Raw genomic sequence first — 22,033 nt, 5'->3', positions numbered from 1 at the left:
TTCTTGTCCTAAATATGCCTTCATAGGACCCTTGATAGGAGTGCTTGGCTTAGTCCCATTGGAATATGGTCTTTTGGTCTTTCTTATACAATTCATCAACGAAAAGTTCATTATATAATGCCAGAGATAAAGTAGCCTGTATAATATAATCGATTGTAACCAGGTTCACTACCGTTTCCCTCTCCGATGAAATATATGTATCAAGAAAATTAAGGTTGAAATAGCGACCATCGAATTTAATCGTTTCCCCTGTTTGGGAATGCCCCTTAACAATCTTGGGCCTGATTATGGTAATAGGAATCTCTTTTTAAGCTCCTCGACAAGTAATTCAGCCTCAAATTTTGTCGTTCATAATGATTCTTAAAGCTTTTCGGAAAGCGCAATTCATGCTCGTAAGGAATCCCTTCCCGATTCCCTGCCACATAACGGGTGCTAAAATACGTATACCTCTTAAGAGTAGTTACTCCTTTAGCAAATTCGTTTACATGGTCCTTACCTACGACATTGACAAGCCGGTCAATTTTTTCAGGGATAGCTAAATCGTATATCGCGTCAAGATTAAATATTGTGTGTGACTTTTTGTTGAAGTTCATCGAATAATTCCTCTCACCAATTTACCTTGAATAGTAATCTCCTAGCCATAATAGCACTACCGAAATGGAATATATAGTAAAAACAATCACTATTAAAAGGAGAATTCACGATAACTATCGAAGTTAATGTATAGGAAACCAAAGGGAATTGCAGCTGTCAAGTTTATCGGGTTTAGTGTTTAATATGGGTTTGGGAGGATAAATTCATATTATCGAATAAAAATTATTATCTATATAACTGATTTTCCGTTACTATATAAGAAGGCGATTTTTTCGCGCATACATATTTGAGGTGAGCGCACAAATGAAAAGAATAATTAAAGCATACGACTTCCCTATTTTCATCGCTGTCGTATTACTCTGTTTGTTTGGTTTAGTGATGATTTACAGTTCGAGCATGATTACTGCTGTTGCTCGGTACCACCAGTCCATGGATTTCTTCTTCGAGAAACAAAAAACGGCCTTTGTCATATCATTCCTGGCAATGATCGTGACGATGATTCTTCCTTATAAGATGTACAAAAACAAAATTTTCTTGATGTCTATGATGTTTGGAATGGCCGGTATCCTTTTGCTGCTATTTATTTTCGGCCATACAGCAGGAAATGCCACAAGCTGGTTCAAGGTAGGGACAAAATCGGTCCAACCTGCGGAATTTTCCAAGTTAGCCATGATCATTTATCTGGCAGCCATTTACGGAAAAAGGCAGGATCGAATCAATAGCATTGATAAAGCCGTCATCCCCCCGATTTTCTTTCTCGTATTTATTTGTTTTTTAATCGGGATTCAACCTGACTACGGAACGGCAGCCGTCATTTTCCTAATTTCAAGTACGATGATCTTTTCATCCGGAATGTCATTTAAGAGTATTTCCAAACTCTCTTTGATTACTGCGATATTCGTTACAATATTTGCATTAGGAGTAATCGTGACAGGAAATTTTTCATCCGTTTTCTCTGAAAATAAAGTGTCTCGATTTACCGGGTTTGCAGATCCTTTTGGTCAAGAGGGAGGAAATGGGTATCAGCTCGTGAATTCCTTGTATGCGATAGGATCAGGAGGCCTTACAGGCGTGGGACTTGGTGACAGTGTACAAAAATACGGGTACCTGCCCGAATCACATACGGATTTCATCATTTCCATCATTGCAGAAGAACTTGGAATATTCGGTGTAGGCTTCGTTCTATTGACACTTGGGTTTATCGTCCTTAGGGGGTTTATACTCTCAGCAAAATGTAAAGATCCATTTGGAAGCCTATTATTGATCGGTATCTCATCCATGATTGGCATTCAAGTTGGGATCAACATCGGCGGTGCGACTGGACTAATTCCCATTACTGGTATCACCCTTCCGTTCATCAGCTATGGAGGATCTTCCTTACTGCTGCTCATGCTGTCAATGGGAATATACCAAAATGTCGTAATGCGAATGAATTTACTTGAACAGAAAGAGAAAGTCGTGTCCATCCCAAAAGATGAGATCGCTTCTTCAAAATAAACGATCCAATCCTTCACCCCCTGACATTTCTGTTCATGTCAGGGGGTTTTAGTCATACCCTCTCTCCAATCTTTGGTTATGGGATATCGCATAAAAAAACAGGCAGTCAAAACCGACCGCCTGTTTTTTCATTTATAATGGATACCGATTTTCGTAAAGCCTGAAATCAAGCTAAGCAAAGGACAAAGTAAGCAAAAGAATGCAAATGGGGCATATTCAAGGGTTGGAACACCCAATACCTGTGTCAGGAAAACACCGCAAACACCCCAAGGAACCAGAGGATTAACAACTGTTCCTGCATCTTCAAGTACCCTCGTAAGAGTTTTTGGGTGTAAGCCTAAATCTTCATATTTCTGCTGAAACGCTTTCCCAGGCAGTATAACTGACAAATACTGTTCACCCACTAGGAAATTCACGCTGATTCCTGCAAATACAGTAGCGGAGATCACTTTCGCTACACTCGTCAGTGAATCCTGGACCGCATTTAAAATTGAAGGAATCACTCCCAATTCAAACAATAGTCCTCCCATCGCCAATGCCAACAACACCATCGAAACGGAGAACATCATACTTTCAATGCCGCCCCTCGATAGGATTGAGTCCAGTTGATCCATTCCACTCTTGAGTACAAATCCGCCGTATAAAATATCTGCTAGTTTTGCAACCGTCAAATTAGGAGTTTGAATGAAAGCGATGATGGCTGCCGAAATGATTCCTGCCGACAATGTCGGAATGGCTGACACCTTTTTCAAAGCCATGACTAGAACGATGGCAAACGGAATCAAACTCCATATGCTTATGTTCGTTTCCATCTCCAGGGCTTTCGTCATGGCTTCAATTTCCTCAACGCGAGCCAGTTTGACATTAGGTGAAAGGAAGTAGAAGAGAATAAGTGATATTAAAAAACCTGGAATCGTTGTCCAAAGCATATTTTTGATATGTTCAAATAATGGTACTCCAACCGTTCCCGAAGCAAGGTTGGTCGAGTCGGATAATGGAGACATTTTATCCCCAAGAAATGCACCGGAAATGATTGCACCGGCTGTGATCGCCAACGAAAAATCCATCGCCGACGCCATGCCTATGAAAGCAACGCCGATTGTGGCTGCTGTTGTAAGTGAACTCCCGATACAGAGCCCAAGTAGCGAACACACCAAAAATGTGACCGCATAGAAATATTCACCAGAAATCCAGTCAAAACCATAGTACATGATGGTAGGGATCGTCCCGCTTGCCATCCAGATTGAAATCAGCATTCCAATGAAAAAGAATATATAGATAGCTCCCATACCAGAAACTGCACCTTTGACGATAGCCGCCTCCATAATCGAAAATGGCAGCTTCTTGATCTTTCCATAAACAAATAGAAATAGGATTGCCGCTATAATTGGAATATGGGGGGCAAGTCCATAATGTATGATACCAGTTGCAATAATTAAGAATAGAATTGCCAAAACCCCAATTGCTTCAGGTAAGGAGAGTTTTAGCTTTGCATCTTCAAGACGCATAATGTATTTCCCCACTTTCATTTTGTATATTCTCTAAGGTAAGGATAGGACTTTTCACTCCCTACAATTACTGAAACGCTTTTAAGCACTAAAGTACTAGCTAAATATAAAGGAGTTTCGGGCGATTGTCAAAGGAATAATAATCTATTTTTAGTAGAATTCGATTCTTCATTCCTTTTTATCACAAAACAAAAACCCATACTTCGATTCGTATAGGTTCAGCTAAATATTCCATAAGATATAAGTCCTCTTCATTGCTTAGCCCCAAATAAGGCCCTATCTTAATCATGTCCCTACAATTCTTTCAGTTATGTCGTAGTCCCACCTAAATGAACTGCAAACCGCTCCTGATCATCAGATAATTTGGTTTTTAATTTACCAATTAATAAAAATTATTATTGTGTACAAACTACGTTTTGTAAGTAAAAAAATGATTCCTGTACACCGAAGATTTAGATTTTAGATTTGGTCAACTGCTGCATTCGAATATGTAATTACACAAATTCTATTATTATAATCTTTTTTATAAATGGATAATTTTAACAATCGATAATATTTGCGACGCATTTTCCTAGGCTTACACCTTTAATCAAACGCCATCCCTTTAAATAAAAATAGCCAACATCTACTCTTTTCAAAAAAAGGTTAATGTTATATAATAAGTTTGTTCAGTATTTCACAAACTTCTGTTGAAAAGTATCCATCCAAGAAGGATGGATACTTAGAAGGCTACATTAACAAGGAAATATAGATAGGTAATGTAATTAAAGATAGAATGGTACTAATTACAAATGAAGATGCTGTTTCAGTTGATAATGAATCAAATCTAGTTGAAATCATTGCAGCTACAGCAGATCCCGGAAATGATACTAGCAAAATAGCTTTAATTGTATCTGCATGATCAAGGCCAATTAGATGAGCAACCAGAATCATATATAATGGAATAGCCACAACTTTTAAAATGGAAATACCAAAAGCAATTGGTCGTAAGCTAATCTTACGGATACCCACGGTTACACCAACAGCAAATAATGCAACCCCAGATGTCACTGACCCAATTTGATCAAGCGCATTTTTTATGATATCCGGTGCCTGGAACCCTAATAATGTTAATACAACAGCAAGTAAGGGAATACATGCAAGCGGTTCGCTAAGACCATGCAAAACAATACCTAGAATGTTTGTTTTTTCATCTTTAGATTTACCCAATCTGGATTGTCCGACCGTACCAACTATTGTTGCTAATGGATCCAGAAGGGCATTCACCACAATACCGGTAATCGCAATAGGTATAGCTATCTCTTGCGCCCCAAACAAACTGCCTAATACAGATATCCCCATAAAAGCAAAGGCTGGCTGAGTTGCGTTTAATGAAAACATAGATGCTTTAGTTAAATCGTATTTAAACACCAAACGAGCCACTATTAAAAGGATAATGTAAAAGCCAATAACACCTATGGTCATAGTTAAGAAAAATGACCATTGATTAATTAAGGTTTGTTTTGAGGTTGTCGTGATCCCAATGAATAAGTGTGCAGGTAATGCAAATTTTGTAACTAACGTATTAAGCCCTTTGGATGATTCTGAATTAAAAATTTTAAAATAGCCACCCAAATAACCAATAATAATTGTAAAAAAGATTGGTATTAATGTTAAAAATATATTCCCAATATTCACTCGAGATGCACTTCTCTTTCCAAAAAAATTGTCCTATTTAAAAGATTCTACTATGACTGACTTATACGGAGATCCCCTAAAACGGATCCCCTTTCTTTTGAGACAACAAAATAATCTGGATTTATTTCCCATAAATAGTTTTGTACTCCGGCTTCCACATGTATTCTGTAATTGCTTTTTCAATATCTGTTATATCCGCTTTCGCAACTCCTTCTTCAATGGCTGTCTTTGCCACTTCGATGGCTACAGATTTAGAAACCTCTTGCAATTGTTTGATTGAAGGGAGTAAAGAAGCACCATGCTTACTGCTATCCGATAATCTTGAAACAGCAGATGATGCTGCTGCAAGCATGCCCTTAGAGATTATTGTTGCTTCTGCGACAATTGCACCAAGTCCAAGTCCTGGAAAAATATATGCATTATTAGATTGTCCGATTGTATAAATCACACCATTATAGTCAACATCATCAAACGGGCTTCCTGTCGCTATTAAGGCTTTACCTTGAGTCCACTTTATAAGGTCTTCAGGAACAGCTTCCGCTAAGGGAGTCGGATTTGACATCGGCATAATAATAGGATGTTCCACGTGCTTTGCCATTTCTTTTACAACTTCTTCTGAGAAAGCTCCTGTTTGACCAGAAGTACCGATTAAGATGGTTGGTTTAACCTTTTTTATTACCTCTAATAATGGGATAATTCCGTCTTCATTCCGAGCCCATTCCTCAACTTCTTCAGCTTTCCGGCAATACGACTTTTGGAATTTCAAAACATCCGGAATGTCATCTATCAACAATCCACGATAATCGACAGCCCAAAAGTTACCATATGCCTCTTCTCTTGAAATGCCATCAAGAATCATGGCTTCAACCATCTGATCAGCATTACCGATTCCTGCTGCACCTGGACCAAAAACAACAACTCTTTGTTCCTTTAAAGGAACACCAGTTACTTGTAATGCAGACTTTACGGCGGCTAGTGTTACTGCACCTGTACCTTGTATATCATCATTAAAAGTGAGAATCTTTTCACCATAATTATCGATTATATTTCGTGCATTTATATTTCCAAAGTCTTCCCAGTGGAGCAATACCCTTGGGAAGAAGGCTTGAGAATTTTTAACAAATAAATCAATGAATTCGGTGTATTCATCACCGCGAACACGCCCAAACCTGTTACCAATATACAGTGGATCACTAATCAGGCTTTCGTTGTCAGTCCCAACATCCAGGACAATAGGTAGCACCCTGCTTGGATCAATTCCCGCAGCTGCAGTGTAGACTGCCAATTTGCCAATGGCTATGTTAATTCCACCAACTCCCTGATCTCCGATTCCAAGAATACTTTCAGAATCTGTAACAACTATTAAATCGATATCATCAGATGAAAGGTCCAGGTTTTTAAATGCATCTTCCATTCCCTCCATATTATCTATAGATAGGTATAGACCTCCTGGACGGTGATATTCTTGGGAGTACTGTTGAATGGCCTCTCCTACAGTAGGTGTGTAAATGATCGGAAGTATTTCACTTAGATGGTCTTTAAGTAGGCGGTAAAACAGTACCACATTCCTATTAAACAAATCATATAACATTCCATTCTTCCGAATATCGCTAGGTTGAGTGGAGAATTGTACATAAGCTCTTTTTACTTGTTCCTCAAGAGTAAGCACCTGGGATGGCAGCAAGCCTACCAATCCTAGTTCATTTCTTTCTTCCTTAGTGAAAGCAACCCCTTTATTAATAAAAGGGTTTGACAGAATACCTTTTCCTCTTAAAGTTGTTTCCAAGCCCTTTTTTGTCTTATCATAAGCTGTCATAGACGTACCCTCTTCCTAAAAATGTATATTTATAAATGATCATTACCAGGCAATAGAGTATATTCTTCCCTGTGGAAGTGTAATTACTAAAAGAAAACTGTAAAAAGGAAAATAAATATACAGCACATAAAAACATAAATATTTCCTCATTACTGCTTATTTGTTTAATTTTGTGAAAAATTTATAAATAACTCAATCGCCAGTCTATATCTTAGTAGTCATTTACGGGGGACACTAGCTTATTTAACTAATTTTAGTATTATGTAATTAAAAAAAGTAAGCAGCCATTTGGCTACTTACAGATAACGTTGAATAATATGGCCCTTGTCATCATTAAATTTGTGTTGGGAGACTGGTCGGCCTACCGTTCCATAGATTACCTTAACATCAAGGACCCCGATATCCTTCATGAATTTTAAATATTTCCTTACTGATACCCTGGATATACCCGCCACATTTACGACTTCCTCTGTTGAAAAGGGAGCATTTTTAAATACCCGTATCACATTCCATATAATCTTTAAGGTATCTTGAGCTAATCCTTTCGGTAATTCCTCTGGTAAATGATTTTCTTCTTGATGCAATATTCGATAATCTAATTCTTCTTGATTTAGCATATTTTTATCTTGAATAAAAGCTGATTTGTTCCGATATGCTGATAAGGCCGCGTTAAAACGTTCAAATTCAAACGGCTTAATTAAATAATCAACAGCACCTAGTCTCAATGCTTTCTGAATCCTCTCAATGTCCGACGCAGCAGAAATGACAATAACATCTATCTCTTTTTCACTTTCTCGAATTTGTGAGAGTAAATCGAGTCCATTTTTCCCAGGCATGAAAATGTCTAATAGAACTAACCCTATTCTTTGATTTTCCAATACATTCAGAGCTTGATCCACTGAGGAACAGAAAGCAGCTAATTCGTAGCCATCGACTTGATTCAAATAGCGCTTATTGAACTCAGCAACCATCGGGTCATCTTCTACGATCATTACCTTAATCATCCTACATCATCCTTGCTTTTGTATGGTATATAAACCACAAACGTTGTTTCTTGACCTTCTTTTGAACTAATATCGAGATCTCCACCTAGCTTATCCAGGCTTGCCTTAACCAAATATAAACCAATCCCCCTGTCATCTCCTTTTGTTGTAAATCCTTTTAAAAGGATATGATTAAGATTGGCATCAGATATTCCCTTTCCAGTATCATGAACTTCAATAGTTAAAATATCATCTGCATAATCAAACTTTAATTCAATTCGTTTAACGGGCCTTTTTTCCACTGCTTCTATAGCATTGTCAATCAAATTTCCTATTATCGTAATTAGCTCATGAGTAATAGATGCATTTTCTGGTTCTGGCAATGGAAAGTCAGAGGATAATGCCAGCTTAGCACCTGCTTCCCTGGCATAACTTAGTTTTCCAATTAAAAAACCGGCTAGTACTGGATCTTTAACGGTTTTGGTAATAAAGCCAATCTCGTTCTCTCTGTGGTCAACAAGATCACTAATATATGCTGCAAGCTGATCATAATAATGCATATGCACCATACCAAGTATTACATGAAGTTTGTTCATGAATTCGTGCGACTGGGCCCTTAACGATTCAGCATATAAACGGACTCCAGTCAGCTGTTCCGCCAGCAGATGTATTTCTGTTTTATCACGAAATGTAGCCACGGCACCTACGATTTCATCCTTCACAAATACTGGTACCCTATTCACTAGTAAGACACTATCGTTTAAATCCTGCTCTTTATCCAATTCGGCCTTGCCGGTCTCCAGGATTCTATCCAGGTTTGAGTCAGGCATGTAACCAGTTACCTTTTTACCCGTTGGATTTTCATTAATGCCCGCTTTTTTAAATATCTTTAAAGCTGCTTTGTTTATGAGAGTAATGGTTGAACTCTGATCTACCGCTATAATTCCCTCCCGAACTGATTGTAAAATGGCGTTTCGCTCTTTTAAAACCTTCGCAATAGCAAAAGGTTCCAGCCCAAATAATATTTTCTTAATATACCTTGCCAAAAGTATTGCCCCGGCAATTCCGGTTAATATTCCAAAAACGGTTCCCACATAAATATTAAAACGGCTTTTTAAAACAGCATCATTAACTTTTTGAAGAGAAATACCGACCACCACGGCTCCAATTTGATTATCCTCTGAATCATAAACAGGGGTGAAAGAACGCAATGACCTGCCTAAAGTTCCTTTGGAAATAGATATGTGCTCTCTACCTCGTAATACATCTTTCTCATCCCCCCCAACAAATTTTTTTCCTATTTTACTTGGATCGGGGTGAGTTTTCCGGATTCCATTATTATCGATTATTACTACAAATTCTACATCTGTCGATTTTTTTATCCTATTGGCAAATTGCTGAACTTCCTGATTGTTCCCACTTCCACTTAACGCTTCGATTACAAGCGGCGTTTGTGCTGCCATGCGTGCTACGTTTACTGCTTTTTCAGTCTGGCTCTTCTCTATTGTATCCGCTACTGTTTGGCTAATAAGAATATCTGTAATAAATAATGATAGGGCTACTACCCCACACACCAGTATCATAATAGTAAACTGTAGACTCCATTTCCCTTTTTTCACTGCTACACACCTCTTTGGTCTAAAAACTCTATTAACTTTAAGGAAGATACTTTTTATGTTAAGTATGTTCATTTTGCCTACATCACACAATTATTCGGTACTTTATCAAGTTCCAAAAAGGTAGCCAATTGTTTAATTCAATTAACCTAACCATTTGCCAATCGTATCCTTAAAAATACTAATTCATCTGCAATATTTTCCAATGATAAAACCGACTATACCTTCGTAGGCTTGGATATAAATGCATACATCGGTAGTTCAATATAAGTTATTTTTGCTATTCTCCTCCTGCACCAGGGTTAAAGCCACAAATTTTCTATTAGCATTATGCAGTTCTAAGAAGTTTCGCGGAATATCCCAGCAATTCTTACCATGCTAAAAGTTACTACGCTTTTCTTTTAACCTTTCCAATTAGTTACTATTTAATTTTCAAAAATTCAGCTGTCTAACATCTTCTATCTCCCTGTTTCCGTTTATCTAAAGTCGACATGTTTAAAACAGGGGGTAATGATTAAAATACCCGCATTTTCAACAGATTTCAAATCAACAATGAATTAAGACAGTACTCAAGGTTTAGACTTAGTCATCAATTGTGTAAAATGGCCTAAACATAGAAAAGATCATTTAATTACTAGAGATATGTTAATGATTATGAAAAAAGATTAGTAATTGTAGACATCAGTGCGGATGTAGACGGGGCAATCTTTCGATATTTAAACAATGCTCCAGATAATGAAAAAACCCGTGTATATTACACGGGCCAGACTGTAGACAAACTCGAGGAAAATCGAGTTTGTCTATTTTTTATGAGTTGTACAATTTGGCCGTTGATTGGAACGTAGGGCACTCGCTTTCCGCGGGCGGTCGGGGAGCCTCCTCGGCTTTCGCCTGCGGGGTCTCCCCTAGACGCGCTTTTCCCGCAGGAGTCTCGAACACCCGCTCCAATCAACTTTGTCTTACCTTTTAGATAAACACTTTTGCCTGGAGTCATTTTTGTTTTAAAATAGAAGTATTAAAACTTGAGGTGATGAGGATGCTTTCTAAACATGATTCTATTCAGCGAGATCAACTTGAAATGATTACGTTAGATCAACTGGTGCCACCGAACCATTTGGTTCGTAAACTGGAGGCTGCCATTAATTTAAAGAAGATGGCAAATTGGACATGGCGAGGTCCAAAAATGGCCTAACATAGTGGGCTCGTAGAGCCCCAATCTCTTAACTTCAGGCAAAAATTCAAAGGGAATCTCAAAAAGGGGTTCGGAATTTTTTAATTCCGAACCCCTTTTGTCTACAAACTGACCCGTGTATATTACACGGGCCTCTCCATTATTTCAAATCCATTGGATTATATAATTCCACGTCAGGATTTTTATCTTGGAACCAACGAAGTGCAAATTCGTTTTCAAATAAAAATGCATATTTATCAAACCGGTCTTTAACAAGGATGCTTCTTGTGCTATGAAGATTTTCATCCAGCTTTTCATCTTCAGCCCAACGTGTGATCTTACTGCCCATGCGCTCCATCAAGACTTCAACATTGTACTCATTCCTCATTCGATGCTCGAATACTTCAAATTGAAGTTGCCCAACCGCACCAAGCAGGTATTCTTCCATCCGAACCGTTTTGAAGAGCTGAATTGCCCCTTCTTGTACAAGTTGGTTAATTCCTTTATGGAAATGTTTCTGTTTCATGACGTTTTTAGCTGTTACCCTCATGAATAGTTCCGGTGTAAACTGCGGTAGCCTTTCAAACTGGAACATGTCTTTGCTTGTTGTAATCGTATCGCCGATTTGGTAGTTCCCGGTATCATATAAACCGATGATATCCCCGCTTACGGCTTCGTTTACGGTGTTCCGATCATCTGCCATGAATTGAGTAGATGAAGAAAGGTTGATTGGTTTCCCTGTCCTGCTCAAGTTGACACTCATTCCACGCTCGAATTTACCGGAGCAGATACGAAGGAAAGCAATCCGATCACGGTGTTTCGGATTCATATTCGCCTGTATCTTGAAAATGAAGCCGGAAAAATCATTACTGACAGGACTCATTTCACCTGATGTTGTCATCCGTGCTTGTGGGGCTGGTGCAAATTTCAGATAAGCATCCAAAAACGTCTGAACACCGAATGTCGTTAAAGCACTTCCGAAAAATACGGGACTAAGTTTTCCATTCGCAATGTTTTCTTCAGAGAATTGGTTACCCGCTTCCGTCAACAGCATGATTTCTTCCAAAGTTTGCTCATATAACTGGGAATCCTTAAGTTTATGATCCACTTCGAGTTCACCTTCGTCATTCAACGGAAGGAAACGCTCATCCCCTTCAGTTTTGAATTGTTCAATCCGATTATTGAACCTATCGTAAATACCCACGAAGTCTTTTCCCATTCCAATCGGCCAGTTCATCGGGTATGTTTCAATCCCCAATACCTCTTCAAGTTCGGCAAGCAATTCGAGCGGCATTTTACCTTGTCGGTCCATTTTATTGATAAAAGTGAAAATCGGGATACCCCTCATCCGGCATACTTTGAATAATTTAACCGTCTGATCCTCGATCCCTTTTGCCGAGTCGATGATCATCACGGCGCTATCAACAGCCATCAGTGTACGATATGTGTCTTCACTGAAGTCTTGGTGACCTGGTGTATCGAGAATATTAACACGGAAATCATCATAATCAAATTGCATGACTGAGGATGTAACGGAAATTCCCCGTTGCTTCTCTATCTCCATCCAGTCACTTGTAGCATATTTCCCTGTTTTTCTTGCTTTAACTGTTCCGGCATCACGAATCGCACCACCAAACAGCAATAATTTTTCTGTTAAAGTCGTTTTCCCGGCATCCGGGTGAGAGATGATTGCGAAGGTCCTTCGAGAGTGAACCTCGTCTTTTAATGTAGTCATAAAATGTTCCTTTCATTATTGGAGTCATCAATAAAAAATATATAGGGGATTTATCGTAATTTTTACATTGGAATGGCAACCTTTCTTTGTATGCAGCAAAGATCCTGATCATACACAATATATGTAAGAAGCAATATATCATAAGGCTTAAGCCTTGGCTACTCGGCATTCATTTCAATCAACCTTACTATTTTAACACGATATGAAGGAAAGATGTAGAGGTGAATGGAACACTATAAAAGGATTTGTTCAGATAGCAAAACAAAAGACGCTTAATCAGCGCCCCTTACCCGAATTCTTATGATTATCGTTCATTATTTCATTGTTTTTCCAACTTACCTTGCTGTTTTTATCGCTTTTTGATTCCGTTTGTTTTTCCATCGTTTCTTTACTTCTTTGAATATGATGGGAGCAGCAAATATGAGGGCCCTTTTTAATAATTTCTTCATTTATCCATCAGTCCTTTCTTCCTTATCCTATACCCGATTATTTTAATTTCAACCATAAGGGCTTTTCCTTTTGGTCATGGCATTCCCGTCAAATTTCAAACCAGGAGAATTCTGCACGACAATACCGTTATACTTCCCCTTATAAAGCCTTCCTAATATTATTTTCCCTAAATGGGAATGTATAAATTGCTTCCATTTGTTTTATCCTTTATAAAGGTGGGTATATACTAAAAAACTGGAAATTGCTCCAGAGGTTAGTGGGTTAATTTTTACTTTAGGCTTTCACACATTATCAAGCATCTTCGTATGATACTTTAACTGGAATGTGGATGCTTGATAATGTGTGAATTGATTTTCCCATCCAGGTAAAATCATCACCATTAATATTTTTTAACTTTTTAGGAGGATTCATCGAATGACAGTAACAGGTAAAGTAAAATGGTTCAATAGCGACAAAGGATTTGGATTTATCGAGGTACCAAATGAAGATGATGTATTCGTACATTTTTCCGCCATTCAGGGAGAGGGTTTCAAGAGCCTTGATGAAGGTCAAGAGGTTGAATTCGAGATCGAAGAAGGAAACCGCGGACCTCAGGCTAAAAACGTCGTAAAACTTTAAAGTAAAGTAACACAAAAATAAGTCTTATGCATTGCAAAAGGATGTCGCCCGTAGTAGGGCGGCATCCTTTTATATTTTATTCCTTTCATTCACAGTGTACAGGCGGCATATCTTTGTTCACCTTGTCACTCATTCGTTAAAATGATCCAAAATAAAGCCGGGAACATGTTCGCCAGAAAAACTCTTGATATCCACATCTCTGCTATCTTTATAATAAAAGGCAGCTGAATACTCTCCGCCCCAATCGATTTGGGCATTATCAATGGCCAAATTGATTTCCGGAGACGTGTTAATTTTCATGCGATTCGGCTTTTGTTCAATCTGTTGTACAAGTTTACTTTCAGAATTCGAATTATAAATTTTCGGATCCGTCTTTGCAACCAGAATATAAGAGATATCATCAGCCATTAACCGCGCTTCTTCCGCTTGTCCGGAATTTTCCATCCATTTTGAAAACTGAGTATAAGAAGAGTCCCAATTCAGATAAATGATTTTATTATTATTCAAAAGAATGTCAATGGAAGCGTATTCACCAAATGAGGATGTCATTTGGGTGAACGACTGATTATTCAGGTCCTCCGACAAAGCCTGCACTGCTTCGTCCAGCTGTTGACCATCTGTAATCGTTACTGATTTTTCCACTTGTCCGATCGCCGTTATCTTGATTTTAGAAACGTCTTCAGCGGAAACATTCAATAACTCATTAACCGTTTTTTTATATTCACTCGATTCATAAATTTTCGCCAAAAGCGGAAGGTATAAGTCATAGTTTTGCAAATGATACTCCCTCGCTAACCGTCTTCCATTCTTGAGTTCATACATCAGAAATATGGATTTTCCATCATCCAATTCACCAATGGAAACTTTTTTTCCCTTTTCGATAATTTGCTGATGCAATAACCTGATCGCTTCTTTATTTTCCTTCTCTTTAAGATAAGTGGGTGCATGATCCAACGTGTCATCATCAAAAAATAAAGGAGCATCGCCAATATATATTTGGTTAATCATCTTTTCATCAGGAATCTTGGACATATATTGAATGGGGTCTATTTTTAAAATAAGCGCCAGAACAATAATAAACACTGTGAATGCTGTATAACCTTTCAGGTTGAGCCGTATTCGCCAAGTCTTTTGCAGGACGATTTCCCCTAAATAATATCCAAGCAAAGAACCAACGATATATCCGAAGAAAATCCAGCCTGGTTTGCCTGTCGTTCCGCTAAAATAAAGCCCTGTCAGCAGCATCATGCATAGAGTCAGTCCGAATTTAAATAATGGCTTTATCTTAGGGAAAACAAATGCCTGCGATACATGCTCCAACTTTCTCCTCTCATATAGAAAAAGAGAACTAAGCAGAAAAAGAAGGGTCAATATACTGTAGATTAATATATCAACTGAGAAAAAAGTGATTTTTTCCATCTCCGTTGCAGCTAATAAGGGTGAAATGGCATTCATATTGGCACTAAGATAATAATCTGCAGAAAATCCTGCTATCAAAAACTTCACATTGGCTGCAAACAAGACAAACAATCCCACCGGCAAAGCTAGAAAAATATATGTCAGCAAGCCTTGCAAGGCCGATAATCCCGTCACCATTCCAATTAAAACGGCAACAGAAAAGATCAAAGCTTCCAAAATAAATGTAATCCCCATCCAGGACCAAATATCCGGAATGGTATAAAGCCTTTCTATGTCTATTGCAGAGTGGAATAATATCAAGATTGAACCTGTAAGTAAAATAGGCAAAACTATGAAGCCCATTCCCATCCCAATCATATGAAAAAAGATGTTTCGTCTAGTAATCGGTAAACTATGAATAAAATCGGAAGCTTGTTTCATCTGTAAAAACCGAAAGAGGAAGATGGCAAATAATACTGGAATAACGATGACCAAGACATATTGAATCCTCTGCTGACTGGAAAAAAGGTTTTCGAACTCAACATATTCATTATTCTCATTCAAAATAATCGTTAACATTTCCAGTGGCAGTGCAAATATTAGGCCGACGAAGTATAGGAAGCCAATCCAGCCAGTGCTTCTGAAAATATAGATAATCAATTCTTCATTAAACCAGGTTATTCTGGATGACATAACCTATATCCCCCATTTCATAAATGAATATCTCCTCTAGAGTAAGGGGGAGAATATCGAATATTTCAGGCTGAAATTGATTAAAGTGGGATTTAATCACGGATTCTGCACCTTTAACAATGCAAACGATCACACTGCCGCGCCTTTCCTTGTTAAGAATTTGAATTCCACGGTATAAACCATGGGGGATTTTATGTTTAAAGGCAATTTGCACTTTATGTACATCTGCTTTTAAGTCGTCCAAATCCTTTTGGATAACAAGCTCTCCCTTATGCAATATCCCTACATGGTCAGCTAAATCTTCAATTTCCCGGAGATTATGAGACGATATTAATACCGTCATATCCCTTTCCGAGACATCCTGAATCAACAACTGTCTCACAATTTTACGCATGACCGGATCTAACCCATCAAACGGTTCATCTAGGATGAGAACTTCCGGCATCGTCGAGAGTGCGAGCCAAAAAGCAACCTGTCTCTGCATACCCTTTGATAGTTTATGTATTTTAAATTGGAAAGGCATCGAGAAAACTTCCTGTAATTGGTAAAAACGTTCTTGATTCCAATCACTATAAATATGGCTATAAAAACCTGCCATTTGCATGATCGTATAGTTAGCCAGGAAATATGGCGTATCAGGGAGGAAGAAACAACGATTTTTCACTTCACGGTTTTCAAACACAAATGATCGATCAATAAAGACTTCACCGGAATCCTGTATCAGATTGCCTGAAAGCATTTTTAATAGAGTCGTTTTCCCCGCTCCATTGGAACCTAATAACCCGAATATGGAGCCTTTTTGTATGACCAAGGTGACGTTCTTGATTGCTTCTTTTCCCTCATATAATTTACTCACCTGTTTTATTTCAATCATGAATCTCCCCCCTTTGCCAATGGACTGATTTCTTTTACTAATCTATAAATTTCATGTTTATCTATCCCGATATACAGAGCTTCAGCGAGAACCTTTGCAAGCTCATTTCTGATCTTTTCTTCATTCAATGAATTTTTCAAAGATTTAGGAGGTGCTACAAAATTCCCTTTTCCTGGTAAAGTATAAATATACCCGTCGAATTCAAGCTGCTTGTATGCTTTTTGGATTGTATTTGGATTGATGGTCAATTCCTGAGCCAATATTCGAATGGATGGGAGCTGATTATGTGCCTGTAAAACTTCATTGATCATTAGTTCCTTAAACTTATCCATCAATTGCTCATATATCGGCTTTCTGCTTTGTACATCCAACTCAAACATCATCACCCCTCCTTGAACATTGGGTGTATTACACCTTCTAATACAGTTCATTATAAAACAATTTCTTCCAATTTAAAACCAATTAATAACCAAAATTCAAGCAATGCACTCCTATAAACCCCCTTTATTTTGTTTAATAAGACTTAAAGGCGGGAACTAATGATAGTAAGAATATACAAAGGAGTTGTTTTTATTGAAACCATTATATACAGCTACTGTTACCGTACACGGTGGTCGTGAAGGACATGTTAAATCAGAGGATGGAATTCTGGATTTTGATGTGAGGTCACCTAAGGAATTGGGTGGTTCCGGTGAAAGAGCTACAAACCCTGAACAATTATTTGCAGCCGGTTATGCTGCGTGTTTTGACAGTGCCTTGAATCTTGTTCTGCAAAAAGAAAAGCAAAAAGTCGATACTTCCGTGACGGCAAATGTCACGATCGGTAAAGATGAGGAAGACGGTGGCTTTAAATTGGCTGTAAGGTTGGATGTTTCAATTCCTGACTTAAGCAGAGCAGAAGCCGAAGACTTTGTCAAAAAAGCCCACATGATCTGCCCCTATTCAAAAGCAACTCGTGGGAACATTGATGTCACCTTGATTTTGGTATAAAGATTAGGAAGGGAATGGGCCCGCTCCATTCCCTTTTCCTTATTTCACTTCTTCCAAACCCTTCATTTTCAAAAGAAAGCCCAGACCAATAACCGCCATGATAATCAGTGACCCTAATGCCATCCGGCTCGCCAATGTACCGAGGTCATGGAAAACCAACGTAATCGTTCCATATAAAAGCGGACCGATTATTGAAGATACTTTTCCAGAGAATGCAAATAGCCCAAAAAATTGGCCCCTCTTCTCATCCGGGGTCAATTCAATTATATATGTCCGTGATGTAACCCACATCGACCCCAGCGAAATGCCGAACATACTTCCTGCAATCCAGAACCAAAGAGCGGTTTGGGCAAAGACCGCAATAAATAAAGCGACCAAGAGCAGAATTCCCACATATGTCACAGCTATCCGCGATCCCTTCGACTGTGTGATGTATCCAAACAGAAACGATCCGGCAATACTCGATACTGTCGATACCAAGTAAAGCAAAATGAACCCGCTTGAAGAAAATCCGACAACTGTCTTGGCATATACGGCCATCATGCCAATAGTGGTCGCAATTGCATCGTTTAAAAAGAAATAAGCAATCATGAATGTAAAAACCGATCGATAGGATTGCATCTCTTTGAATGTTGATTTAATTTCCTTATAACCGGATAAAAAAGGTTGTTTGGCTTTTTGCTGTTTTGGGGTCTCTTTTAAAAAAAAGAATAAGGGAAGCGAAAAAACCAAAAATAAAATGGCCGTAGGCATAAAGGCTTCATGTGAACTCCCTTTACTTATGAATGGATAGATCGACAGTCCCACTAACGTTCCAAGGTAGCCTACCGCCACTCCAAAGCCTGATATAAGCGGCAATTGCTGTTTCGTGCCTAAATCACTCATCATCGTATCATAGAAAACAAGACTTGAATGATAGAAAAACTTTGCGATTACAAATAAAAGAATGACGATCACTAAGGAAATTGGGATGCCAAGAAACTTCCCATCGAATGAAATCCCTCCAAAAATCCCCATTAAAAATGTACTTGCAACAGAAATGAGTGTGAAAATCATAATGTATTTTTTCATTTTTCCCGTTCTATCGATCATGACCCCGAACAGCGGGGAAAACAAAACAAGAAACAAACTGGCAATCGCATTTGCGTAGGAGATGAAGGTACTGGCAATCTGATCTAGGACAGCATTTTCCCCTATCTGTTCCTGGAGGAAGAATGGAAAGAAAATCGTATTGATATTAGAAGAAAAAATCGTATTGGCAAAATCGTATAAGGCCCATGAGATAATGGGCAGGGAAAAATATAAACCAAAATTCCCCTTCCACTTTTTAGACTTCGGTTTCACCTGCAATTCCATCAGCTTTCCCCCTTTATTGATACTTAAATTATATGTATTCCATACCTTTCCAATAAATCCTCTTAAGTCTGGATTGTGTTAAACATGTTTTTTTCCTATCTAACATATAAAATTATGAAATGAGGCTGCCAAATTGCAAATTTCTTTTATTTTATTTAAGTTAAGGTAAAGGATAACGAAGATTTTTATAATTAATGTGTCTAAAAGGAGTGTGAACGGTGATTGCATTTTTACTTATTATCTTAGTTACCATACTTGTCTTGTTCGTTCTCTACTCTAAAAGAACAAAAAATGAATTCCCTGAGAACTCCATTATGCAGCATTCCCCCCTTAAGATAGGACATCGCGGTGCATCTGGATATTGCCCCGAGAATACAATGGCATCTTTTAATAAAGCAATTGAATTGGGAGCTGATTTCCTGGAAGTGGATATTCATCTTAGTAAAGATGGTGTAATTGTGGTTCATCATGATCCCACACTGGATCGAACCACAAGCGGCAAAGGAAACCTCCGTGATTATACGGCGGCCGAATTAAAGGGATTGGATGCAGGGAGCTGGTATCATACTCGTTATAAAAACGAAAGGATCCCCTTACTTAGTGAGGTATTGGAGAATTTCGGGTCTGAAGTTGGAATCTTAATCGAAATAAAACATCCATCTTCTTATCCCGGCATTGAAAAGAAACTTGCTGAAGAATTAGGAAAGATCCAAGAATATTCATCAGGGAATAATAGGGTTATGGTTCATTCGTTCGATTTGGAATCCATGAAAAGGTTTCATCAGCTAATGCCGGACATACAAGTGGGCGTTTTGATAAAACGGCGAATTAATGACCAAAAATTAAAAGAGATTGCAGAGTTTGCATCATTTTTGAATCCAAAGCAAACGATTATGAGTCCTAAGCTGCAAATACGCATCCAGGAGCACGGGATGAAAGTGTATACATGGACCGTCAACAATAAAAAACAAATACACATGTTCAAAAAGATGAAGTTAGATGGTATCATCTCCGATTTTCCTGATTATTTTTTGGATTGAAACTTTGAATGAATTAAAAAATAAAGGCTGTTTTCACATACTTTGTTGCTATTTACCAGGTAGTGAGTTGTGGTTGATTTCCCCTCCAGATGCTCGCTTTCCGCGGGGCGGGCGGTGAGCCTCCTCGGCGTAAACGCCTGTGGGGTCTCACCTGTCCCGCTGCTCCCGCAGGAGTCTCGCACTTCCGCTCCAATCAACCTTAAATAGTTTCGTTTTAAAAACAACAATCTTTACGAAAAGAGCCAAAATAAAAAACCAATCCCTCATGCGGATTGGTTTTTTAAAACATTGAAATGATGGTATTTCATGCGCGTCCGTTCCATAATAGGCCCATCACTGGTGGCTTCGTCTCCATCTTTTACCTGCCACGGAGTTTTCGGTACCGTTATTTTGGTCGATTATATCGCTCGGTTTTATACTTCTTCACCTCATATTTGAACTTCCTTTTATCCATATGTAGACGAATGTCCATTTGTGCAATCTTCGCTCGAATTACATTCACGATCTGGATTCTGCAAGACGTTTAATGTCAAATTAATATTCCAGAAAATATTCCCTGTGTATTTTTTGAAAATAACCCTATATTTTTTAGCTTTCATGCACTAAAATTTGATATAGTGTTCTTAATGATTTAAACTCATTAAATCAAGATAGTCATTCCTGGCCCCTAAATCAACGTGGAGGCCAGCGGAACTAAATTTTTTTATCTTAGAAAAAACGAGGGATTCCTATGTGGGAATTATTATTAGAATTCGATTATCAGACCGTTCGTCATGCGGTATGGGCAGGTTACTTATTGACCTTTGTCTTTCCACTGGCTGCGTTTTACTTCTTAAATAAAAAGCAATCGCTTTTGAACGATAAATATCAAGCTTCCATTCATTCAGATAAAAGTAAATCCCCTGTTCAAGCATGCAGCATTTTTGACTGGCGGGGTGCACAGCGCTTTTTCACATTTATCCGGCAAAAGCAAAAGGATTCACTCGATGATTCAGATGAACCAAGCCTCCTTATTGTTGTTTAACCACTTACAATTTTGAGGAGGAATTATTTTGAAGAAGAAAAGCATGTTACTAATTACCGTCCTATTTTTAGCTACGACCCTTTTGACAGGATGCTCTGCAGCAACGAGCGGCCCATTTCATACAGCATTGGTTAACCCCATGACAAAAATGCTTGAATTCAATGCTGATATATTTAATGGTAACTATGGTTTAAGTATCATTATGATGACATTTCTCATCCGTCTAGTCTTGCTTCCACTGACTGCCAAGCAGTATAAAACGCAGCTCAGCATGAAAACGAAGATGAATGGGCTGAAACCAGAAATGGCAGCAATCCAGCAGAAAATTAAAGAGACTAAGGATCCAGTTAAACAAAAGGCCCTGCAACAGGAAATGATGCAGCTTTACCAAAAGCACGGAGTCAATCCGCTAAATATGGGCTGTCTGCCGCTTTTAATCCAAATGCCGATTCTAATGGGCTTTTATTATGCGATTCAAGGTTCCCATGAAATTGCGACCCATAATTTCCTTTGGTTCAGCCTTGGCCAGCCGAATATTGCCATGGCGATTATCGCTGGTGTCATCTATTATTTCCAATCAGTCATTTCCATGAGACAAATGCCGGAAGAACAGCAGAAACAAATGAAGGTGATGAGCCTGCTCTCACCAGTGATGATTTTATTCATTTCTTTCTCCGCTCCTGCAGCATTGCCACTGTATTGGTCAATCGGAGGTTTATTCATGATTGTTCAGTCCATCGTGCTGCAACGAGTTTATAAAAAAGATCATGCCAATGTGCCTGCGAAGAATGAAACGGTTATGAAAAAAAGCTAATCCAAATTGGATTAGCTTTTTTTTCATTCAAGGACTTTCCATTCACTGACATGTCTCGAGTTAAGATTGCCGTCTATACAACAAATTGTAAACAAGACATTTTGAACCTTTATTACCATTTTTATTTTTGAAATAAAAAAGAGTCCTTTCGACACCCGTAGAATAGCATGTTTTTTTTA

At 38.4% G+C, this 22,033-nt stretch carries 19 protein-coding genes; 7 read left to right on the top strand and 12 right to left on the bottom strand.

Annotated features, from left to right (window positions below):
- Nucleotides 1-49: 49 nt before the first annotated feature.
- Nucleotides 50-274, bottom strand: coding sequence for a hypothetical protein (locus N9I19_RS25095; RefSeq protein ID WP_411730391.1), 225 nt, complete (start codon nucleotides 272-274; stop codon nucleotides 50-52).
- Nucleotides 267-593, bottom strand: coding sequence for an SDR family oxidoreductase (locus N9I19_RS00210; RefSeq protein WP_317776686.1), 327 nt, complete (start codon nucleotides 591-593; stop codon nucleotides 267-269). The genes N9I19_RS25095 and N9I19_RS00210 overlap by 8 nt, the downstream gene beginning before the upstream one ends.
- A 304-nt stretch (nucleotides 594-897) precedes the next feature.
- Between N9I19_RS00210 and N9I19_RS00205 the strand changes: the two genes are divergently transcribed.
- Nucleotides 898-2,091: an FtsW/RodA/SpoVE family cell cycle protein gene (locus tag N9I19_RS00205; protein WP_317776685.1), complete on the top strand. Its 1,194-nt coding sequence runs from the start codon at nucleotides 898-900 to the stop codon at nucleotides 2,089-2,091.
- A 128-nt stretch (nucleotides 2,092-2,219) separates the two neighbouring features.
- Here the strand turns inward: N9I19_RS00205 and nhaC are convergent, their stop codons facing one another.
- From nhaC to dcuS, 5 genes are all read right to left on the bottom strand, one after another.
- Nucleotides 2,220-3,599, bottom strand: a complete 1,380-nt coding sequence (gene nhaC / locus N9I19_RS00200; RefSeq protein WP_317776684.1) for a Na+/H+ antiporter NhaC — start codon at nucleotides 3,597-3,599, stop codon at nucleotides 2,220-2,222.
- A gap of 729 nt (nucleotides 3,600-4,328) precedes the next feature.
- Nucleotides 4,329-5,276 (bottom strand): AEC family transporter, encoded by a 948-nt coding sequence (locus N9I19_RS00195; protein WP_214790594.1) that lies wholly within the window; start codon nucleotides 5,274-5,276, stop codon nucleotides 4,329-4,331.
- Nucleotides 5,277-5,397: 121 nt separating this feature from the next.
- A complete protein-coding gene (locus N9I19_RS00190; protein ID WP_317776683.1) occupies nucleotides 5,398-7,092 on the bottom strand; it encodes an NAD-dependent malic enzyme in 1,695 nt (564 codons plus the stop codon).
- Between the two features lie 296 nt (nucleotides 7,093-7,388).
- Nucleotides 7,389-8,096, bottom strand: a complete 708-nt coding sequence (locus tag N9I19_RS00185; RefSeq protein ID WP_317776682.1) for a response regulator — start codon at nucleotides 8,094-8,096, stop codon at nucleotides 7,389-7,391.
- Nucleotides 8,093-9,694: a DcuS/MalK family sensor histidine kinase gene (dcuS, locus tag N9I19_RS00180; RefSeq protein ID WP_317776681.1), complete on the bottom strand. Its 1,602-nt coding sequence runs from the start codon at nucleotides 9,692-9,694 to the stop codon at nucleotides 8,093-8,095. Before dcuS ends, N9I19_RS00185 begins: the two co-directional genes overlap by 4 nt.
- A 1,033-nt stretch (nucleotides 9,695-10,727) precedes the next feature.
- Here dcuS and N9I19_RS00175 point away from each other — a divergent pair.
- Nucleotides 10,728-10,883 carry a hypothetical protein gene (locus N9I19_RS00175; protein ID WP_317776846.1) on the top strand — a complete coding sequence of 52 codons (156 nt, stop codon included), beginning with the start codon at nucleotides 10,728-10,730 and terminating at the stop codon, nucleotides 10,881-10,883.
- Between the two features lie 139 nt (nucleotides 10,884-11,022).
- Here N9I19_RS00175 and N9I19_RS00170 read toward each other — a convergent pair whose 3' ends face one another.
- A complete protein-coding gene (locus N9I19_RS00170; RefSeq protein WP_061462204.1) occupies nucleotides 11,023-12,597 on the bottom strand; it encodes a peptide chain release factor 3 in 1,575 nt (524 codons plus the stop codon).
- An 864-nt stretch (nucleotides 12,598-13,461) separates the two neighbouring features.
- On the opposite strand from N9I19_RS00170, the gene N9I19_RS00165 reads away from it, so the two are divergent.
- Nucleotides 13,462-13,665 carry a cold-shock protein gene (locus N9I19_RS00165; RefSeq protein ID WP_061462203.1) on the top strand — a complete coding sequence of 68 codons (204 nt, stop codon included), beginning with the start codon at nucleotides 13,462-13,464 and terminating at the stop codon, nucleotides 13,663-13,665.
- Nucleotides 13,666-13,794: 129 nt separating this feature from the next.
- Here the strand turns inward: N9I19_RS00165 and N9I19_RS00160 are convergent, their stop codons facing one another.
- Genes N9I19_RS00160 through N9I19_RS00150 form a run of 3 tightly spaced genes read right to left on the bottom strand, consistent with a single transcriptional unit; the run spans nucleotide 13,795 to nucleotide 17,010 of the window.
- Nucleotides 13,795-15,756 carry a DUF6449 domain-containing protein gene (locus N9I19_RS00160; protein WP_317776680.1) on the bottom strand — a complete coding sequence of 654 codons (1,962 nt, stop codon included), beginning with the start codon at nucleotides 15,754-15,756 and terminating at the stop codon, nucleotides 13,795-13,797.
- Complete coding sequence (locus N9I19_RS00155) at nucleotides 15,731-16,630, bottom strand: ABC transporter ATP-binding protein (RefSeq protein ID WP_289337931.1); 900 nt, start codon at nucleotides 16,628-16,630, stop codon at nucleotides 15,731-15,733. The genes N9I19_RS00160 and N9I19_RS00155 overlap by 26 nt, the downstream gene beginning before the upstream one ends.
- Nucleotides 16,627-17,010, bottom strand: coding sequence for a GntR family transcriptional regulator (locus tag N9I19_RS00150; RefSeq protein WP_061462200.1), 384 nt, complete (start codon nucleotides 17,008-17,010; stop codon nucleotides 16,627-16,629). Before N9I19_RS00150 ends, N9I19_RS00155 begins: the two co-directional genes overlap by 4 nt.
- A 193-nt stretch (nucleotides 17,011-17,203) precedes the next feature.
- Between N9I19_RS00150 and N9I19_RS00145 the strand changes: the two genes are divergently transcribed.
- Entirely contained in the window at nucleotides 17,204-17,620 is a 417-nt protein-coding gene (locus tag N9I19_RS00145) for an organic hydroperoxide resistance protein (protein ID WP_317776679.1), read from the top strand.
- A 39-nt stretch (nucleotides 17,621-17,659) separates the two neighbouring features.
- Here the strand turns inward: N9I19_RS00145 and N9I19_RS00140 are convergent, their stop codons facing one another.
- Nucleotides 17,660-18,976, bottom strand: a complete 1,317-nt coding sequence (locus N9I19_RS00140) for an MFS transporter (protein WP_208857046.1) — start codon at nucleotides 18,974-18,976, stop codon at nucleotides 17,660-17,662.
- Between the two features lie 218 nt (nucleotides 18,977-19,194).
- Here N9I19_RS00140 and N9I19_RS00135 point away from each other — a divergent pair, with 218 nt between their 5' ends.
- The 3 genes from N9I19_RS00135 (at nucleotide 19,195) to yidC (ending at nucleotide 21,854) form a co-directional block, all read left to right on the top strand.
- The gene (locus tag N9I19_RS00135; protein WP_317776678.1) at nucleotides 19,195-20,016 is read left to right on the top strand and encodes a glycerophosphodiester phosphodiesterase; all 822 of its coding nucleotides are present in this window, start codon (nucleotides 19,195-19,197) and stop codon (nucleotides 20,014-20,016) included.
- Nucleotides 20,017-20,746: 730 nt separating this feature from the next.
- Complete coding sequence (locus N9I19_RS00130) at nucleotides 20,747-21,040, top strand: hypothetical protein (RefSeq protein ID WP_317776677.1); 294 nt, start codon at nucleotides 20,747-20,749, stop codon at nucleotides 21,038-21,040.
- A gap of 28 nt (nucleotides 21,041-21,068) precedes the next feature.
- On the top strand, nucleotides 21,069-21,854 hold the full coding sequence (gene yidC / locus N9I19_RS00125) for a membrane protein insertase YidC (protein ID WP_284471386.1): 786 nt from the start codon (nucleotides 21,069-21,071) through the stop codon (nucleotides 21,852-21,854).
- Nucleotides 21,855-22,033 lie beyond the last annotated feature (179 nt).

Origin of the sequence: Peribacillus sp. CSMR9, assembly GCF_033141925.1 — a bacterium.
GTDB lineage: Bacteria > Bacillota > Bacilli > Bacillales > DSM-1321 > Peribacillus > Peribacillus simplex_A.
Note: the sequence above shows the minus strand (reverse complement) of the source record. Positions and strands in the feature narration are given on the sequence as shown.

What these genes read in the sequence shown, in the direction of transcription:
- N9I19_RS00210 (WP_317776686.1), bottom strand. Translation starts at nt 593, where the DNA reads ATGAACTTCAACAAAAAGTCACACACAATATTTAATCTTGACGCGATA.
- N9I19_RS00205 (WP_317776685.1), top strand. Translation starts at nt 898, where the DNA reads ATGAAAAGAATAATTAAAGCATACGACTTCCCTATTTTCATCGCTGTC.
- nhaC (WP_317776684.1), bottom strand. Translation starts at nt 3,599, where the DNA reads ATGCGTCTTGAAGATGCAAAGCTAAAACTCTCCTTACCTGAAGCAATT.
- N9I19_RS00190 (WP_317776683.1), bottom strand. Translation starts at nt 7,092, where the DNA reads ATGACAGCTTATGATAAGACAAAAAAGGGCTTGGAAACAACTTTAAGA.
- N9I19_RS00185 (WP_317776682.1), bottom strand. Translation starts at nt 8,096, where the DNA reads ATGATTAAGGTAATGATCGTAGAAGATGACCCGATGGTTGCTGAGTTC.
- N9I19_RS00175 (WP_317776846.1), top strand. Translation starts at nt 10,728, where the DNA reads ATGCTTTCTAAACATGATTCTATTCAGCGAGATCAACTTGAAATGATT.
- N9I19_RS00170 (WP_061462204.1), bottom strand. Translation starts at nt 12,597, where the DNA reads ATGACTACATTAAAAGACGAGGTTCACTCTCGAAGGACCTTCGCAATC.
- N9I19_RS00165 (WP_061462203.1), top strand. Translation starts at nt 13,462, where the DNA reads ATGACAGTAACAGGTAAAGTAAAATGGTTCAATAGCGACAAAGGATTT.
- N9I19_RS00160 (WP_317776680.1), bottom strand. Translation starts at nt 15,756, where the DNA reads ATGTCATCCAGAATAACCTGGTTTAATGAAGAATTGATTATCTATATT.
- N9I19_RS00155 (WP_289337931.1), bottom strand. Translation starts at nt 16,630, where the DNA reads ATGATTGAAATAAAACAGGTGAGTAAATTATATGAGGGAAAAGAAGCA.
- N9I19_RS00150 (WP_061462200.1), bottom strand. Translation starts at nt 17,010, where the DNA reads ATGTTTGAGTTGGATGTACAAAGCAGAAAGCCGATATATGAGCAATTG.
- N9I19_RS00140 (WP_208857046.1), bottom strand. Translation starts at nt 18,976, where the DNA reads ATGGAATTGCAGGTGAAACCGAAGTCTAAAAAGTGGAAGGGGAATTTT.
- N9I19_RS00130 (WP_317776677.1), top strand. Translation starts at nt 20,747, where the DNA reads ATGTGGGAATTATTATTAGAATTCGATTATCAGACCGTTCGTCATGCG.